This window comes from Brevibacterium sp. FME37, from assembly GCF_014897485.1.
Lineage (GTDB): Bacteria > Actinomycetota > Actinomycetes > Actinomycetales > Brevibacteriaceae > Brevibacterium.
In genome coordinates this window covers 263750-279207 of record NZ_JABUYE010000003.1, presented here as the reverse complement: position 1 = coordinate 279207, position 15458 = coordinate 263750, and the positions used below count along the sequence as shown (strand labels likewise).

18 protein-coding genes are annotated in these 15458 nt (G+C 60.9%); 7 read left to right on the top strand and 11 right to left on the bottom strand.

Annotated elements, in window-relative coordinates:
* Nucleotides 1-9: 9 nt before the first annotated feature.
* The 3 genes from INT29_RS05400 (at nucleotide 10) to INT29_RS05390 (ending at nucleotide 2523) form a co-directional block, all read left to right on the top strand.
* On the top strand, nucleotides 10-669 hold the full coding sequence (locus tag INT29_RS05400) for a TetR/AcrR family transcriptional regulator (RefSeq protein WP_193070953.1): 660 nt from the start codon (nucleotides 10-12) through the stop codon (nucleotides 667-669).
* A gap of 360 nt (nucleotides 670-1029) precedes the next feature.
* Nucleotides 1030-1413, top strand: a complete 384-nt coding sequence (locus INT29_RS05395; RefSeq protein ID WP_193070952.1) for a hypothetical protein — start codon at nucleotides 1030-1032, stop codon at nucleotides 1411-1413.
* Between the two features lie 174 nt (nucleotides 1414-1587).
* The gene (locus tag INT29_RS05390; RefSeq protein WP_226841682.1) at nucleotides 1588-2523 is read left to right on the top strand and encodes a sigma factor; all 936 of its coding nucleotides are present in this window, start codon (nucleotides 1588-1590) and stop codon (nucleotides 2521-2523) included.
* 30 nt (nucleotides 2524-2553) lie between these two features.
* On the opposite strand, the gene INT29_RS05385 is transcribed toward INT29_RS05390, so the two are convergent.
* Together INT29_RS05385 and INT29_RS05380 are read right to left on the bottom strand one after the other, a co-directional pair.
* Complete coding sequence (locus tag INT29_RS05385; protein WP_193070950.1) at nucleotides 2554-2997, bottom strand: carboxymuconolactone decarboxylase family protein; 444 nt, start codon at nucleotides 2995-2997, stop codon at nucleotides 2554-2556.
* A gap of 576 nt (nucleotides 2998-3573) precedes the next feature.
* Complete coding sequence (locus tag INT29_RS05380; protein ID WP_101569965.1) at nucleotides 3574-4947, bottom strand: aldehyde dehydrogenase family protein; 1374 nt, start codon at nucleotides 4945-4947, stop codon at nucleotides 3574-3576.
* A 305-nt stretch (nucleotides 4948-5252) separates the two neighbouring features.
* Here INT29_RS05380 and INT29_RS05375 point away from each other — a divergent pair, with 305 nt between their 5' ends.
* Both INT29_RS05375 and INT29_RS05370 read left to right on the top strand, forming a co-directional pair.
* Nucleotides 5253-5852, top strand: a complete 600-nt coding sequence (locus tag INT29_RS05375; RefSeq protein WP_101569966.1) for a dihydrofolate reductase family protein — start codon at nucleotides 5253-5255, stop codon at nucleotides 5850-5852.
* 47 nt (nucleotides 5853-5899) lie between these two features.
* Nucleotides 5900-6259 carry a VOC family protein gene (locus INT29_RS05370; protein WP_101569967.1) on the top strand — a complete coding sequence of 120 codons (360 nt, stop codon included), beginning with the start codon at nucleotides 5900-5902 and terminating at the stop codon, nucleotides 6257-6259.
* A gap of 51 nt (nucleotides 6260-6310) precedes the next feature.
* Here the strand turns inward: INT29_RS05370 and INT29_RS05365 are convergent, their stop codons facing one another.
* Both INT29_RS05365 and INT29_RS05360 read right to left on the bottom strand, forming a co-directional pair.
* Nucleotides 6311-7579, bottom strand: a complete 1269-nt coding sequence (locus INT29_RS05365) for a Cmx/CmrA family chloramphenicol efflux MFS transporter (protein WP_101569968.1) — start codon at nucleotides 7577-7579, stop codon at nucleotides 6311-6313.
* Nucleotides 7576-8253: a TetR/AcrR family transcriptional regulator gene (locus tag INT29_RS05360; protein WP_193070949.1), complete on the bottom strand. Its 678-nt coding sequence runs from the start codon at nucleotides 8251-8253 to the stop codon at nucleotides 7576-7578. The genes INT29_RS05365 and INT29_RS05360 overlap by 4 nt, the downstream gene beginning before the upstream one ends.
* Nucleotides 8254-8430: 177 nt before the next feature.
* Here INT29_RS05360 and INT29_RS05355 point away from each other — a divergent pair, with 177 nt between their 5' ends.
* Entirely contained in the window at nucleotides 8431-8640 is a 210-nt protein-coding gene (locus INT29_RS05355; protein ID WP_101569970.1) for a DUF5808 domain-containing protein, read from the top strand.
* A 90-nt stretch (nucleotides 8641-8730) separates the two neighbouring features.
* On the opposite strand, the gene INT29_RS05350 is transcribed toward INT29_RS05355, so the two are convergent.
* The 3 genes from INT29_RS05350 to INT29_RS05340 all read right to left on the bottom strand — a co-directional run bounded on the left by INT29_RS05350 (nucleotide 8731) and on the right by INT29_RS05340 (nucleotide 10137).
* Nucleotides 8731-9087, bottom strand: a complete 357-nt coding sequence (locus INT29_RS05350; RefSeq protein ID WP_101569971.1) for a VOC family protein — start codon at nucleotides 9085-9087, stop codon at nucleotides 8731-8733.
* A gap of 50 nt (nucleotides 9088-9137) precedes the next feature.
* Nucleotides 9138-9701: a DinB family protein gene (locus INT29_RS05345; RefSeq protein WP_101569972.1), complete on the bottom strand. Its 564-nt coding sequence runs from the start codon at nucleotides 9699-9701 to the stop codon at nucleotides 9138-9140.
* Nucleotides 9702-9771: 70 nt separating this feature from the next.
* Nucleotides 9772-10137: a DUF488 domain-containing protein gene (locus INT29_RS05340; RefSeq protein ID WP_101569973.1), complete on the bottom strand. Its 366-nt coding sequence runs from the start codon at nucleotides 10135-10137 to the stop codon at nucleotides 9772-9774.
* A 157-nt stretch (nucleotides 10138-10294) separates the two neighbouring features.
* On the opposite strand from INT29_RS05340, the gene INT29_RS05335 reads away from it, so the two are divergent.
* Entirely contained in the window at nucleotides 10295-11050 is a 756-nt protein-coding gene (locus tag INT29_RS05335) for a pyrimidine reductase family protein (protein ID WP_101569974.1), read from the top strand.
* A 30-nt stretch (nucleotides 11051-11080) separates the two neighbouring features.
* Here INT29_RS05335 and INT29_RS05330 read toward each other — a convergent pair whose 3' ends face one another.
* The 4 genes from INT29_RS05330 to INT29_RS05315 form a co-directional block, all read right to left on the bottom strand.
* Nucleotides 11081-11731 (bottom strand): TetR/AcrR family transcriptional regulator, encoded by a 651-nt coding sequence (locus INT29_RS05330; RefSeq protein WP_180958890.1) that lies wholly within the window; start codon nucleotides 11729-11731, stop codon nucleotides 11081-11083.
* Nucleotides 11721-13418: an AMP-binding protein gene (locus INT29_RS05325; RefSeq protein WP_101569976.1), complete on the bottom strand. Its 1698-nt coding sequence runs from the start codon at nucleotides 13416-13418 to the stop codon at nucleotides 11721-11723. Before INT29_RS05325 ends, INT29_RS05330 begins: the two co-directional genes overlap by 11 nt.
* A gap of 69 nt (nucleotides 13419-13487) precedes the next feature.
* Complete coding sequence (locus INT29_RS05320; RefSeq protein WP_101569977.1) at nucleotides 13488-14234, bottom strand: SDR family NAD(P)-dependent oxidoreductase; 747 nt, start codon at nucleotides 14232-14234, stop codon at nucleotides 13488-13490.
* 78 nt (nucleotides 14235-14312) lie between these two features.
* A complete protein-coding gene (locus tag INT29_RS05315; protein WP_193070948.1) occupies nucleotides 14313-15458 on the bottom strand; it encodes an acyl-CoA dehydrogenase family protein in 1146 nt (381 codons plus the stop codon).

Here is a 15458-nt window from a genome sequence, read left to right as displayed (position 1 = left end):
AGGTGAGGGATGACTTCGACCTCCAGTACGCCGGTTCCAGCTGGAAAACCGACGAGCCGTCTGCGCCCTGAGAAGCGCGTCGCCATCATGGAAGGCGGTCGGACAGTACTGGCCCAGTATGGGATCGAACGGGCAAGCATCGATGCGATTGCCACCGCGTCCAATGTGTCCACCCGAACCATCTACAAGCACTTTAAGGACAAGGCGACGCTGTGTACGGAGATCGTTGCCGAATCTGCAGCTCGAGTGGCCGAGGATATTACGGAACTCATCGAGAAGCACCTCTTGAGGGTAGTCGGGGTTGAAGACAGAGAATCGGCACTGATTGAGTTCGCAACAGCTTGGCTTCGGTCCGATGCGCCGTCGGAGGAGCACCGTATCCTCATGGACCAGATGCACGGCATAGCGGCACACGAGGAGCCGAACCTCGTTGAGGCGTGGTACCAAGCGGGGCCTGGGCTGGTACTCGATAAGTTGGCCGAGGCTTTCCGGCGTTGGGATGAACGTGAGCTGCTGATTGTTCCACGGGCAGACATTGCTGCTGCGCACTTTGCTCAGCTCATATCTGCGGGCCCGAACACGGTGGCTGGACCTCATGCCGATGCGGAGGAGCGGTCAAGATGGATAGGTGCTGGTGTCGACGTATTCCTTCGAGCGTATCGTGCGTAGGTTTCGCAAGCACGTCTTCGTGCACTTACCCTAAGATTTCGGGCATAAGTTGCGGATTAGTCATTTCATCGCCAGAACTCCTTTCGAGCTGGACGCGTGCTGAAAATGTTACCCGCACGCTCGCCACCATTGCATTGCCGAGTATGACTATTGCCCACTTTTAGTTCGATCTTTCTGAACGCTATGTGGGCTGCGGACTCCTTCCATTCAATGAGGTGATCTTGTCCCTAAATATTGGAGTGTGAGTCACCGCCAATACTTCTGCAGGGGAGGACAGAACTCACGAGTCCGAGTTGAACGACAACTAACGGAACTCGTGCGGTACGGGAACCCAGAACATATCTAGAGGAGATTCGACTATTGGCAATCAACGTCAAGCAGGTACTGCGGATTGGATTCTTCGCCGACGGTGTGTTCAAAGCGTTAGTTGCTGTTGCGATGCTGACTTTTCTCGAGCCGATAAAGGACTATCGCGGTACACCCGTGTGGCTGCTTCTGTTGACGGCGATGGTGGTGTCGGTCAGTGCGGTGGCTGAGATAGTGTACTCTGCTCGAAATGGGGCAGGGACGCACACGAAGTACCTTGTGGCTTACGACGCGGGGTGGGTCTTATTCTCCGCGGCTGCGGTCTTCTTGACGCTCAACTTCGGCGTAGATGGTTGGACTCTGTGGTTGAGCTATCAGCTGTTTGTCTCACCGATCATCGCTGTGGTGTTTGTCCACGGTTCGCGGTGTCGCCCTTGACGGGACCGACTGTGTAGCATCGCTCAATTCGGATCTGCGGAGAATCTGTAATGTGGTTCGCCAACTGTCGTTTTCCGGGTTCAGATTGGTTTCCTTTTTCGGCAACGGAATTGAACGGCGGTTCGTATCGTTGGATCAATACTTGAGAAAAGGACGGATATCTCAGTGGTCTTGATGAATTCAGATGTCGAGTCTCAGCAGAAACTCAGCGAAGAGCTTGAAAGGGAGCGCCGACGGTTGATGCTGCTGGCTTACCGGATGACTGGTTCTTGGACGGACGCGGAGGATGTAGTCCAAACTGCTGTTGCTGAGTGTTTGGGTGCTCCTGTGAAGGTTCAGAACCTGGCTGGCTGGTTGACTAGGGTTACTGTTCGACGGTCCATCGATGCGTTGCGGTCTCGGATTCGCCAGCCAAACTACGTCGGACTTTGGCTGCCGGAGCCGTTGGTCGTTGAGAAGGATGGGCCCTTTCATCGTCTTGAAGAATCCATGGCGCTGTCCACGGCGTTCCTGGTGTTAGCAGAGTCCTTGACACCGCCGCAGCGTGCTGTAGTAATGTTGCGGACCCTTGGGTATGTTCATGCCGAAATTGCTGATGCTCTACAAATCTCGATCGTAGCTTCCCGACAGCATCATTCCCGGGCCATTCGTATTCTCGGTGAGGTCAATGGCCGTAGGATTGAAAATGATCCCGGGCTCGGCTTGCGATCTTCTGACGGCCAGGCACGGGAGGAAACCAGGACGGCGGAGGATTTGCTGATCGCGTATCTTGACGCCGCTCGTCTCGGTGATGTGCAGTCCCTGATCGTCATACTTCATGAACAGGTGATCGCATATCAGGATGGCGGCGGTAAGGTATCAGCTGCACTTCGTGCGCTGCTCGGTCCCTCCAACGTAGCGCGTTTCACAACCGGTGTTGCAAGACTACATTTGGGGCAACGAAGCGCACGCCCGGTCACGGTAGGCGGGACGCCGGGCGTTCTCCTGTCACTTACGGAGACCCGGCATGTGATCTCGGTGCAAATCCGGGACGGTCTTATCTATCGTTTGTTTGATGTGTGCAATCCCGAGAAGCACGGGACGCTGAGTAGGCTGCCGGTCGCGCTGTGAGCACAACACGACCGGCAGGACTGGGTCGAGTTAGTTGCTCTTTAGGCGCGGCGGAGCTTGTTTAGTGCCAACTCCCATGCGGTTCAAGAGATTGATGGTGCCCGCTGCCAGAATCACATCGGATAGTTGGCGCTCCGAGAAGACCTCAGCCGCTTCTTCCCAGATGGCGTCGTCGACTCCTCCTGGGAGCCTTGTAAGTTGCTCTGTAAGCGCCAGAGCGGCACGTTCGTCGAGTGTGAAGAACCCGACCTCTTTCCAGGCGCTCACTGCATAGATCTTCCGTGCCGGTACTCCGAGCTTTTCTAATCCAGTGGCGTGCATGTCGACGCAGAATGCGCACTCGTTGATTTGTGACGAGCGGAGTTTCACAAAATCCAGTAGCACTGGATCGATGTTGTTCCGTAGATAAGCATCCAGCTCCATAACGATCTGGTAGCCTTCGGGCGCATGTTTATTGATTTCAAGACGAGACATAATTGGTTCCTTCGATGGCGATAGAGCACCGCGTCGTGCCGCGGTGAAAGGAGAATTGACTTCCCCTTCACTCACTTCGTCGAAGCTACCGCCCCGGATGTGACAGTAGGGCCGTTACGGGAGTGGAAGACACCCGATTTGTGCTTTGGGAACGAGCCCGAGCCAGCAAGTATTGTATCGCGTTCAAATCCTAGTCGTGAGATTTGTGAGTACATCTTCGTGTCGGGCAGCAATCGGACTGCCCGGCGACAGTCGAATAGTGCGGGACAACCACAGTAGAAAATCTCGTCGGCATGCCTCGCGAGTGGCCGGTCCGATTGCAGACGCCCAAGCAGCCTCAAGACTGACACGAATTCCCGCACGTATCTCCGAGTCCAAGGGTGATCTGAGGATGCAAAATCCGCTGTTAGCGTGCCCTCAATCCCAGGTAGAACACGGATCAGCGTCCAGCTCATTGACCGAGTTTCAATAGACGGATACGGAGGTTTAGTCCGGCAACCGCTGCCGATATGTCGATCCCGCTGGCAGCATATGCCACGAGCGGGATCGACGCCGACTCCGGACCGGATTGCAGGCTCAGGCGTGGACGCGAATGAGGTGATCGTTCGTGAAGGCCTGGAAGGCCCACTGCGCGTTCTCACGACCGTAGCCCGAGCGGTTGATACCGCCGAATGGGTACTCGGGGCCGGATTCCATGTGGGAGTTGATCAGCGTCATGCCGGCGTTGACCTTGGCAGCGAAACGCTCACCCTTCTCGAGGTCATCGGTCCACACCGAGGACATGAGACCGTATTCGGTGTCATTGGCCAGACGCAGAGCGTCTTCTTCGTCCTTGGCCCGATAGACCATGACTGCGGGACCGAAGAGCTCGTTGCAGCCGAGGTCCGACTTCGGATCGATGTCAGAGAGCACGGCCGGCGACATGAACCAGCCGGGACGGTCGAGCTTCTTGCCTCCGGTGTGCAGCGTGGCACCATCGGACACGGCCTTGTCGATCATTTCCACGATCTCATCGCGGGCACCTTCGGACGACACCGGACCCATGCCGACGTCGGGGTCGTCGAAGGTCGAGACCTTCGTCGCTTCGGCAGCCTTGATGGCTTCGGCAAGGAACTCGTCGTAGAGATCATCGACGACGATCATGCGCTTTGGTGAGGTGCAGACCTGACCGGCGTTCGCCAGACGCAGGCCGACGAGCTTCTTGGCGAGTGCAGGAACGTCCTCGGAGTCGAGGACGACAGCAGGATCGTTGCCGCCGAGCTCGAGCACGGCGCGCTTGTAGTACTTGGCGGCGATAGCTGCCACGGAGGCACCTGCACCCTCGGAGCCGGTGAGGGAGAAGCCCTTGACGCGGAAGTCCTTGAGGACCTCCTCGGCGTGGGAGCTGTCGAGGTAGATGTTCTGGTACACACCCTTGGGCAGACCCGCCTCGGTGAGGAGATCTTCGAAGTACTGTGAGGACTTCGGGCAGATCGAGGCCTGCTTCATGATGATCGCATTGCCGACCATGAGGTTGGGCAGCACAAAGCGGGCGATCTGGTTGTAAGGGAAGTTCCACGGCATGATGCCCAGCAGCACACCCAGCGGCTGGTGTCGCACGTAGCTGCTGGCTGCACCGGCGGCGGCGAGATGCGTAGGAGCCAGATGAGTGGCGGCATTGTCGGCCATCCAGCGGGCCGTGCGAGCAACCTTGTCGACCTCGCCGAGCCCCTGCTTCTTGACCTTGCCCATCTCACGGCCGATGATGTCGGTCATCTCATCGGCATTGGCGTCGACGAGGTCCGCGAACTTCCTTAGGATCGTGGCGCGCTCATGTAGCGGCGTCTCCTTCCACGACATGTGAGCGTCATGGGCACGATCGATGTAGCCGGGAATGTCTTCCTTGGCGACGGAGGCGAACTCCTCCTCAACTTCACCGGTATTGGCATTTGTCACTGCGAACTTGCTCATAGATGGTCCTTTCGCACGTATGAATCAGCTTGTGGTCTTAACAAGAAGAATGACGTGCGCATTCCAGGAGGGCAAGTCGGTCTCACGCCTTGCCCTCCTCCTCTTCTCGGAATGCGGGCTCAGTCCCGAGCGCGGGGGACGTGTCAGTCCTCGATTCGATCCTCGGCGCGGTCAGCAGCGCGGGGAGACGCCTCTGCGGTGGTCTTTGCTTCGCAGAGGGCGCATGCGATGGGCACGGCCCAGAACGAACGATGGCGCGCCGCGAAGATCTCGGCCCGGCGGGGTCGCTGGCTTAGACTGCGATCATGCCCGATCAACGAAGACTGAGCTATTTCGTCGCCTCCTCTCTCGACGGTTTCATCGCAGGACCCGATGGGGGCGACCCGAGTTCCTGGTGGCCGATCACCGACGACTACCTCGACTTCATCCGCTCCGAATATCCGGAGACGTTGCCCGGACCTGCGCGGCAGGCATTGGGAATCACCGACCTCGGGCATCACTTCGACACCGTGGTCGAGGGGCGGCGATCATTCGACCTCGGATTGGCCGCCGGACTGCCGGACGCCTACCCTCATCTGCGCCATCTGGTGGTCTCGAGGACCCTGGAGTCCGCACTCGATTCAGACGTTGAAATCGTCAGCGGCGATCCGATCGAGCGGATCAGGCGGCTGAAGGACGAACCTGGCAAGGGCATCTGGCTAGTGGGCGGAGGCACCCTCGCTGCGAGCCTGCGCCCGGAGATCGATGAGCTGATCATCAAGCTCGGGCCTGTGACACTGGGCGCGGGAATTCCGCTGTGGGGCTTCGACGCGGGCTTCGACAAGGAGACATGGACTCGGACCGAGGCAACTCCCCACCCTGGTGGAATGACCCTTCTGTGCTTCGAACGTAAGTTCACTGTCTGAGCTGCGAAGTGCTTGACCGCACGCCGGGTCGCGCTTAGGTTGTCGTCATGGAACACGTGAGTGGAATCGGCGGATACTTCATACGCGCGAACGATCCGGAGAAGCTGCAGGCCTGGTACCGGGACGTGCTCGGAGTCGACCTCGGCGATCACGGACTCTGGAATCAGGAGGCCGGGCCCACAGTATTTGCCACGTTTGAGTCCGATACCGACTACTTCGGCTCCACGTCTCAGCAGACCATGCTCAACTTCAGGGTGGCCGATCTCGAGGCTATGCTCGTCCAACTGCGCGAGGCCCACGCCCGTGTCGACGACGAGATCCAGGAGATGGAGGGGGTCGGCCTCTTCAGTTGGGTGCATGACCCCGAGGGGAACCGGATTGAACTGTGGCAACCGCCTGCCGATTGACTCTGACAGGTGTCCGCGTCGACTGAACCCGCCTGCCGATTGACCCGGGCCTCAGTCGGCGCCGCCGGAGGTGTCGACTGGGGAACGATCTGCGTCCACCGGTGCTGAAACGGTGCCGCGAAGCACACGCTTCCGCTCGATCCTGATCGCAATCGCAACCACCCCGAGTGCTGCCAGGGCCAACACGATGGCAACGACGACCGGTGCTGTGAAGCCCCAGCCGAGCGCGATGACCGTGGCTCCGAGTGCCGGTCCGATGGCGTTGCCGACATTGAACGCCGAGGTGTTCACGCTGGCCGCCAGGGTCGGTGCCCGGGTGGCGATCTGGAACACGCGGGCGTTGAGGGCCCCGGCGATCGAAAAGCCGCTGGCGCCGACGAGAACGATCATGACGATCGCCGCCCAGCCGTTTCCGGCCACGAGCCACAGGGCGAACAGACTGATGGCGAGGGCGATGAGGCTGCCGATGATATTGCCGAAGATGTTCTTATCAGCGAAGCGCCCGCCCACGACGACTCCGATGAAGGCACCGATGCCGAAGGCGGCCAGAACTCCGGGGACCAATGAGTGGGAGATGCCGGCGACCTGAGTCAGCAGCGGAGAGAAATAGGAGAAGGCAGCGAAGACGGAAGCCTGGAAGAGCGCCGTCGTTGCCAGAGCCAACCAGATTCGAGGGCCTTTGAACGCCTGGATCTCCTCTCTGATCAGAGTGGGTAGGTGAAGGTTTGACTCGCTGCGCTCATCGGGCGAAGTGCGCGTTGTCGCGGCGATGAGGACAGCAGCGAGTGCGGTGACGATCGCTACAGCCCAGAAGGTCGCCCGCCATCCGTACTGCGTGCCCAACCAAGTGCCCAAGGGCACGCCCACGAGGTTCGAAACGGTCAGGCCGCCGACGAGACTGGACAGCGCACGCCCATGCACCTCGGCGGGGGCGATGCGCGTCGTATGGACTGCGGCCACGGCCCAGAACCCACCGCAGGCGATGGCCGCCAGGACACGGGTGACCATGAGGATCGAATAGCTCGGCGACAGCGCGGCCAAGATGTGGAGAGCAGAGAATGCGATGATCGTGATGATCATCGTCGCCCGACGCGGCAGCTTGAGGGTCAGCAGCGCCATTGCCGGTGCCCCGACGATCATTCCCACGGCGAACCCGGTGATGAGCAGACCCGCCTGCGGGATCCCGACCTGCAGATCCGCACTGATGGGCTCGAGGATGCCGGCGATCATGAACTCGCTGGTGCCGAGGCAGAAGATCACCGATGCCAGGAGGTAGACCTGCGCCGGGACACGGACTCTGGTGGGAGTCGAAGTCGTCACTGTGTGCTGCTTTCGGTTGTGATGGGGTGTCCGGGTGTTTTGCGGCCATACGTATGAGGTGCCGTGTGGCCGTGCAGTGCTGCGAAACCCTCGGGGGTGCACAGACCTTCGATGAACGCGCTCGCCTGAGCCAGGACATTGTCGGCGGGCATGACCCGAGCGGCGATCCGCAATCCGGCGAGCACGCTGTGGATGAGTTCCGCGTGAACCTTCGCATCGAGCTCGGAGTGGATGTGACCCTCGACCTGGCCGCGTTCTAAGACGAGCCGATACGAATCCAGCCAGGCCTGACGATCAGGATCGAGGATGGTGCACACCGCGTCGACCTCGCGGCCGAGTTCAGCCGCGGTATTGGCCGACAGGCATCCGATCCGCTGGTCGTCCTCGCACTGTTCGGCCAGCTCCCCACCGAGACGGTCCATGATGAGCGTCGGGGCCGGTGCTGTTCCTGTGCGCAGTTCCTCCCGGGCCGGTATTCCCGTGGCAGTGTAGTCGCGCAGGGCCCGCAGGAAGAGGGCGTCGAGGCTGTCGAAGGTGTTGTAGAAGCTTGAGCGGCCGATGTTCGCACGCTCGCAGACCATGCCGACGTCGGTGCCTGTGTATCCGTGCTCGCTGAAGACGGCAATGGCGGCCCTGATCACCGTCTGCTCGTCGAAGGTCCTCTTCCTGCCCATGGTGCGAGCCTAAAGTATTTTGGACATCTCTGTCCAATAAACTGTCGTGGGCGCCCTCTCGGCTGTTCTGACCTCGTCGGAGGCCAACAACAGGTGTACCGTGACGGCAAGGGTCTCTGACACTATCGCGGGTGAGACGCCCGCGAAGAGCTATCCGCGACGAGGAAGGGAACATGCATGAGCACAGTGAGCAGGCAACGCAGGAAGCAGCTTCGCGATGATGATGCGAACTGGAAGTTCGGAATCTTCTACTTCTGTCCCCAGGATCCTTCATTCTTGATCCCGAAGCGTGTCGGCATCGGATGGTCGCTCAACTTCGGCAGCCCGTGGTCGCTGCTGTTCGTCATCGTCGTCATCGCCGTCTTGGTGTGGGGCGTCTTCTTCTGAGGACGAGTTCAAGCACCGAGGGCCACACTCAGACACCGAGGTTGTCAGTCAGACAGGGTCCAGGTCTGTTCTGTCGGAGGCACCCACGCACTACTTCCTGCGAGACGAGAGCACACAGAACTCATTGCCTTCCGGGTCGGCCAGGACAACCCAGGGTTCGTCCGCAGTCTGGCCCACGTCAGCTCGGCGGGCGCCGAGAGCGAGCAGTCGATCAACTTCGGCAGCCTGATCTTCGGGTCGGAAATCGAGGTGAAGGCGATTCTTCACTGTCTTGGTCGCCAGGTCGGCTCCGAAAAGAAGGCCGGGGAGAGTGTGTGCCTCGGCTCTGATCTCCACTTCGTCCTCGTCCTCATCGACGACGCTCCACCCGAGGGCCTCCGCCCACCAGTGGCCGAGCATGTGCGGATCGTGGGCATCGACGACGAGCTGTTCCCATTCCAGTCCCATGTCAACAGATTAATGCGTCCGCATGTGACTGTGAATGGCATTGTGCCGATTCAGGCGCCGACATCCTGCAGGTGATGCCTGAGCTCATGAAACCCATAGCGAGTCAATGAGGTCACGGTGAACTCGCGTCCATCGGAGCGGTAGCCGGTGCGATCCCACTGGTCATCGGTGATCTGGACCAGATCAGCCGCATAGGCCAGCGCTGCCGCTCTCAGGTCGATGGCCACCTCGGTGGGATTCTGATGTCGATAATCGGACTCGATGGCCACGGCGTCGCCGTCGAAGTTCGGCAGGGTCGGGGCCGATTGGGAGACGATCAGCTGCGTGCGTTCGCGGAACAGGTCGAGGATATCGCGCACATGGGCCGCGTACTCGAGGTCCGACCAGCGATCCGGACGGACACGAATATCGGCATTCGGCCTGGTCAGCACCTGATCCCAGGTGTCAGCGGAAGCCGAGACATAACCCGGGACCATGCTGACATCCACATCGCCGGTGAACCCGCATTCGGCGCACCCGGTCTCCAACACGTCAGCCCAATCGCGTGTGTCCGGTTCGATGTTCTGTTGCGCATCGGGCAAAGTGCCCTGTGCATGTGGTTCGGTCTCGCTCATGTCATGCCCCTCTTCCGTTGCCGTCTCGCCCGCTCGCGTTGCCGCTGCCGCCAACGAGACTGCTTTTCGACTACTTCTTGTCCAGAACCTTCTTCAGGACCGTCGCGTCGCTGATGTCGTCGCGCTTCGACGCGGTGAGGAGGGTGAGTTTGCCCTTCTTCGCATAGTCCTTCAGCGCCCTGAGAGCCTCGGCATGGTCATCGTCCTTGAGCTCTTCTCGGTAGCGTCGGGAGAATTCCTCGAACTTATCGGGATCGTGGGAGTACCACTTGCGCAGATCGCTGGAGGGCGCGAGGTCCTTGAGCCAGTCATCGAGATCGGCCTTGTCCTTGCTGATCCCGCGCGGCCAGATGCGATCGACGAGGATCCGAGTGCCATCGCTGTTGACCGGATCATCGTAGATCCGACGAACCTGAACCTGATGTGTCTCTGCCATGATCGTCCTCCTCAGTCTCTGGTGCTGGTGTCCATCGTGCTGATTTCAGTCTAGGACGGAAGAAGGGGGACGCAAGGCAGAAGCGAACAACTCATTCGATGGGCCCCTCGAGCGTAGACTCAAAGTTTGAAAACCAGAGTGCTGAAGCGAGGTGGCGATGACGGAGATTCCGAAGATCAACCGGCTTTTCCCCGACCAGGTGACGGATGTGAGCCTGTCCGAGGCCCTGGCATTTCCCCGAGAGGTCGACCAGTGGGTGCGGGCAGTATTCGTGTCCTCGGTCGATGGGGCGGCGACCATCGCCGGTCACGCCGGCGGCCTGGGCAATGACATCGACACTCAGCTCTTTGCCTTCAACCGGGCATCGGCAGATGTCATCCTCGTCGGCGCTGGCACTGCCAGGACCGAGAACTACGGTCCTGCCGAGGATGATCGGCAATGGCGGCATCTGCGGGTGGGCCGCAGCCCCACAGCCCCCATCGCGGTGGTCTCCCGCAGCCTGGACCTCGATTTCTCGGCCCCGCTGTTCACCAAGGCTCCCGAATCCGCCCCCACGATTCTCATTACCTGTGCTGATGCTCCCGAGCCGGCCAGAGCCCAAGCTGCTGAGGTCGCCGAGGTGATCGTGGCCGGTCAATCGTCTGTGGACCTGGGCGCGGCGATCGCCGAACTCCGGTCGTGTGGATTCGCCCGGATCATGTGCGAGGGCGGGCCGCAGCTGTTCACCGACCTGGTGGAGGCCGGAGGTGTCGATGAGCTGTGTCTTACCCGAAGCCCGACCCTGGTCGCCGGAACTGAGACGAACATCCTGCGCGGCGCCCAGTTCGACCCACCGGTCGAGCTCGAGCTGACGACCCTCTTCGGCACCGACGACGGATTTCTCTATCTGCTCTACCGACCGGCCGGGTCATAGGGGCCTGGAACGTCACAGGCCCGTCGAACCCTAGTTCAGGTTCACTCTCTTCCGCGCGCTGGTGCTGAGGTTGCTCAGCACCACGGTGCGAACCTGCCGGTCGATGTACTGGCTGAGACTGACCTGCGTCTGCTGGAAATACCAGTGTTTGAGTGCCCACATATGGGCCAAGGCCATGAGGTCGTGTCCGAGCGTGCCGGCGTCGACCTCGTACAGGTCACCCTTGTCCACAGCCTCACCAACGACATCGATGAGCGGCTGCAGAGTGGCCAGCTCCTGAGACTGGATGGACGCCAACCCGTCGCGTGAGAGAGACCTGGAAGTCTGATAGGTCAGAACGACGGCCTGACGATGCTCATCGACGACCTGACAGAACTCGGTGAACGCCGCAATGATCCGATGGACCGGATCTTCACTCGCCTCGATGGCTGCCGGCACGCGCACACGGAAGCCCTCGAGAACTCGGGTGATCGCGGCCAGCAAGATCTGCTCTCGGTCCGAGAAGTATTTGTACAGCAGCCCGACGCTGACGCCGGCAGATTTGGCGATCGCCTGCATCGACACGGCATGTGAGCCCTTCGTCTGCATGAGACTCACAGCCGCCTCGACGATCTGCTTCTCACGGTATTCCGCGCGAGCACCGCGGACTACGGCGTTGACGTCTTGAGTCTCACTTGTCATGCCTGCTGACCACTTCCTCGCGGAGCTTGAACTTCTGAATCTTACCGCTCGGGGTCCGTGGGAACTCATCCAGGATCTGCAGCACCTCGGGCCAGTAGTGTTTGGTCACGCCCTTGGCGGCGAAGAATTCGCGCAGGTCATCCATGGTGAATGTGTGGCCATCTTTGAGGGTGACCACGGCGCACGCGATCTCCTGCAATCGGGGGTGGGGCACCGCTACGATCGCCACTTGGGAGATGGCGGGATGCTCGTACATGACGTTCTCCACATAGGCGACGGGAATGTTCTCCCCACCTCGGATGATGATGTCCTTGGACCGTCCGCCGATCTTGATGAAGCCGTCTTCGTCCATCTCCGCGATATCGCCGGTGTCCAGCCAGTCACCGTCGAAGGCCTCCTCGGTGAGGTTCGGTTCGCTGAGATACCCGACGAACAGAAACGGGCCCTTGACCTGGACCTTTCCTTCCGTTCCGGCGGAGACCGGTTCGCGGAGGGGATCGACGATTCGCACCTGCATATCCCCAAGCGCCCGACCGTCCGTGCTTGTGACCTTCTCATCAGAGTCGCCGGGGGCGGTCATGGTGACCAGTCCGCATTCGGTCTGACCCCAACCGCCGAAGACGTTGAGTTCCGGGAGCACTTCTTTGGCCTCCTGGACCATGACGCGTGGAATCGGAGCGCCCATGCAGCAGAAGTGTCTGAGACTCGACAGATCGCGGTCCGTCGTCGTGGCAGCGTCGATGAGATCGTGCAGGAACGGAGTGGCGCCGGAGGTGTGTTCAATGCCGAACTCTTCGATGAGCTTTGCGAACTCCTCACCGTTCCAGACATCCTGGAACACGCCGGTTCCGCCGATGAGCAGCGGCAGGCAGACCCCATACATGTACCCGGTGAGGTGTCCGAAGGTCGACGCCATGTGGACGACGGAACCCGTCTTGAGTCCCAGGTGGTCCGGCCAGGGAAGGGCGGCCGAGAGCACCGAATTATGGGTGTGCATGACCCCCTTGGGATCACCGGTCGTTCCTGAGGTGAAGAGGATCAGACCGACATCGTTGGGGCCGGGTCTCCGCGCGTTCCAGTCGATGCTGGCGCCCACTGACTCTGAACTCGGCGTACGCTCTGAACCCGCCGTGCTCCGTCCATCACGTTCGAGGAAGTCCGACCATCGTTCGAGTCCCTCGCGGGAGGTGAACGGATCTTCGCCGGGTGCATCGAGGACGATCGTATGGCGCAGGTCAGGCAGATCGTTCTTGAGGCGGTCGACCATGTCCGGGTAGTCGAACTTCCGGAACCGGTTGGGGACGAAGAGGACTGCGACGCCGGACTTCTTCGCCATGTACCCGATCTCACGATCGCGGTAGATGGGGATGAGGCCGTTCGTAACCGCCCCCGCTTTCAGTGCGCCGAGGTGGATGACCAGCCATTCGTACCAATTGGGCAGATGGATCCCCACCACCTCGCCGGGCTGCACACCGAGGTCGATCAGCGCCCTCGCACACGCCTCGGCGTCGGCTGAGAGCTGACGATATGTGTGGGTTCCATAGGGATCCCGAGAGACGACCGAATCGGGAATCTCGGACGTCCAGTGGTCCAGATGATCGAGCAGCGTCTTGTTCTTCCAGGCGCCGGTCGAGGTGTGTTTCTCAATGAGGGAATCAGTGAGGATCGTGTCGAATCGGGTAGGCATGTCAGGGCTCCTTTGCTCTGGTTTGGTGCCGGTGGCGGGAGATCGTTGTGGTGACTCGGTGGGTAGGGCTCAGGCCATGGTGAGCCCGCCGGAGACGGAGAGGGTCTGACCTGTGACGTAGGTGGATTCGGGGCGGGCGAAGAAGGCAACGGCATTGGCCAGGTCATCGGGCTGAGCAAGGCGACGCATCGGGATGGCCTTCTCCAGAGCGGTCCGCAGCTTCGGATTGTCCTCGGAGATCTCAGCGAACAAGGGGGTGTCGGCCGGACCTGGGCACACGCAGTTGGAGGTGATGTTGTGTCGTGCGACTTCGCGGGCGAAGGTCTTGGAGAAGGAGATGATGCCGCCCTTGGCCGCAGAATAGACGGCTTCACCGCTCGAGCCCACGCGTCCGGCGTCGGAGCCGATGCTGATCACGGCCCCTGATTCGGCGGCGATCATGTGGGCTGCGGCCGACTGCGTGCAGTTGAGGGTGCCGATCAGATTGATCGCGATGACGCGGTCCCATGTCTCGGCCGTCGACTCCATGAAGGGTTCGACCTTGTCCCAGCCGGCATTGTTGACGAGCACGTCGATGCGGCCGAAGGTCTCGATCACTTGGGTGGTCATGGCATCGACTTTCGCCCGATCGGTGACATCGACGGCGAGGCCGATGGAGTTGTTGCCCAGCGCCGAGGCGGTTTCCTGTGATTTCGCAGCGTCGAGGTCGGCGACGACGATGGTGGCACCGTCTGCCGCCAAGCGGGTGGCGATCCCTTTGCCGATCCCGGAGGCGGCGCCGGTGACGATGATGATGCGAGAGTCCAGTTCAGACATGATATGTGGTCCCTTCGGATGGTGTCGTTGTCAGATATGTCGGATATGTGTGGCCGGGGTTCGGAGGACGGAGGTGGCTCAGGGGGCGAAGGCACGTCCGGCTGATTCTCGGGCGATGACGAGCTTCATGATCTGTGCTGCTCCGTCCCCGATCTGCATGCCGAGCACATCGCGGAGGCGCTTCTCCACGTCGCGGTTCTGCATGTAGCCGTTCTGGCCGTGCAGGAGGAGGCATTGATGGATGGCATGGTAGGACTCGAGCGGGGCCCACCATTTGCACATGGCTGCCTGTGAGGTGTGGGGCAGGCCTTCGTCGCCGAGCCACAGGGTGTTCAGACACAGGAGCCTGGCGGCTGCCATCTTCGTCTCCGCCTCGGCCAGGGGGAATGAGACGCCTTGGAACGTCGACAGCGGCTGGTCGAAGGCCTCCCTGCCCTTCACGTAGTCCCATGCGTCTTCGATAGCCCTCAACGCGCTGCCGGTGCATTGCAGTCCGATGAGGGCGCGGGAGAAGTCGAATCCCTGCATGACCTGGGAGAACGCTGCTCCCTCCGCGCCGAGGAGGTGATCGGCAGGGATCCTGACATCGGTGAAGTCGACGGAGCCGCGGGCCACCGCCGACTGCCCCATGTCGGTGATCGCTGTGCGGGTCACCCCGGGGGCGTCAAGGTCGACGAGGAAGGCAGAGATGCCCTTTCCCCTCTTCGCATTCGGATCGGTCCTCGCGAAGATGACCGTGGCCGCCGAGGTCAGTGCCAGGGACATCGACTTCGTGCCGTTGATGATCCAATCGTCACCGTCGTGCGTGGCGGTGGTCTGCGGATTCCCGGCGTCCGATCCGGCGTCCGGCTCCGAGAGCCCGATAGCCACTGTCTCCGTACCTGAAGTGATGAGACGGCAATAGTGCTCGGCCACCTCGGCGCTGGCATTGCGGGCAATGACCTGGCCCATCAATGAGCCCACCACCTGCAGGTACGCGACGTTGAGGTCTCCCCGGGCAATCGCCTCGGTGACCAGCCCCGCGGTCACCTTCGTCTGGCCCTGCCCTCCTAACTGGACTGAGAGCTCAGGTGCGATGAGTCCGGCACGACCCATTTCCTGGGTGATCTCAGCCCCGATCTGCCCAGCGGCTTCCCGGTCACGTGCCTCGGAGATGAGGCGCTCCTCGAAGGTCGCTGCGGTGTCGAGCAGTGATTGAGCCTCTGGGGTGATTGCGAAGTCCAC

Excerpts from the sequence above, each read along its gene's own strand:
- INT29_RS05400 (WP_193070953.1), top strand. The coding sequence starts at position 10 with ATGACTTCGACCTCCAGTACGCCGGTTCCAGCTGGAAAACCGACGAGC.
- INT29_RS05390 (WP_226841682.1), top strand. The coding sequence starts at position 1,588 with ATGAATTCAGATGTCGAGTCTCAGCAGAAACTCAGCGAAGAGCTTGAA.
- INT29_RS05385 (WP_193070950.1), bottom strand. The coding sequence starts at position 2,997 with ATGTCTCGTCTTGAAATCAATAAACATGCGCCCGAAGGCTACCAGATC.
- INT29_RS05380 (WP_101569965.1), bottom strand. The coding sequence starts at position 4,947 with ATGAGCAAGTTCGCAGTGACAAATGCCAATACCGGTGAAGTTGAGGAG.
- INT29_RS05375 (WP_101569966.1), top strand. The coding sequence starts at position 5,253 with ATGCCCGATCAACGAAGACTGAGCTATTTCGTCGCCTCCTCTCTCGAC.
- INT29_RS05370 (WP_101569967.1), top strand. The coding sequence starts at position 5,900 with ATGGAACACGTGAGTGGAATCGGCGGATACTTCATACGCGCGAACGAT.
- INT29_RS05360 (WP_193070949.1), bottom strand. The coding sequence starts at position 8,253 with ATGGGCAGGAAGAGGACCTTCGACGAGCAGACGGTGATCAGGGCCGCC.
- INT29_RS05355 (WP_101569970.1), top strand. The coding sequence starts at position 8,431 with ATGAGCACAGTGAGCAGGCAACGCAGGAAGCAGCTTCGCGATGATGAT.
- INT29_RS05350 (WP_101569971.1), bottom strand. The coding sequence starts at position 9,087 with ATGGGACTGGAATGGGAACAGCTCGTCGTCGATGCCCACGATCCGCAC.
- INT29_RS05345 (WP_101569972.1), bottom strand. The coding sequence starts at position 9,701 with ATGAGCGAGACCGAACCACATGCACAGGGCACTTTGCCCGATGCGCAA.
- INT29_RS05340 (WP_101569973.1), bottom strand. The coding sequence starts at position 10,137 with ATGGCAGAGACACATCAGGTTCAGGTTCGTCGGATCTACGATGATCCG.
- INT29_RS05335 (WP_101569974.1), top strand. The coding sequence starts at position 10,295 with ATGACGGAGATTCCGAAGATCAACCGGCTTTTCCCCGACCAGGTGACG.
- INT29_RS05330 (WP_180958890.1), bottom strand. The coding sequence starts at position 11,731 with ATGACAAGTGAGACTCAAGACGTCAACGCCGTAGTCCGCGGTGCTCGC.
- INT29_RS05325 (WP_101569976.1), bottom strand. The coding sequence starts at position 13,418 with ATGCCTACCCGATTCGACACGATCCTCACTGATTCCCTCATTGAGAAA.
- INT29_RS05320 (WP_101569977.1), bottom strand. The coding sequence starts at position 14,234 with ATGTCTGAACTGGACTCTCGCATCATCATCGTCACCGGCGCCGCCTCC.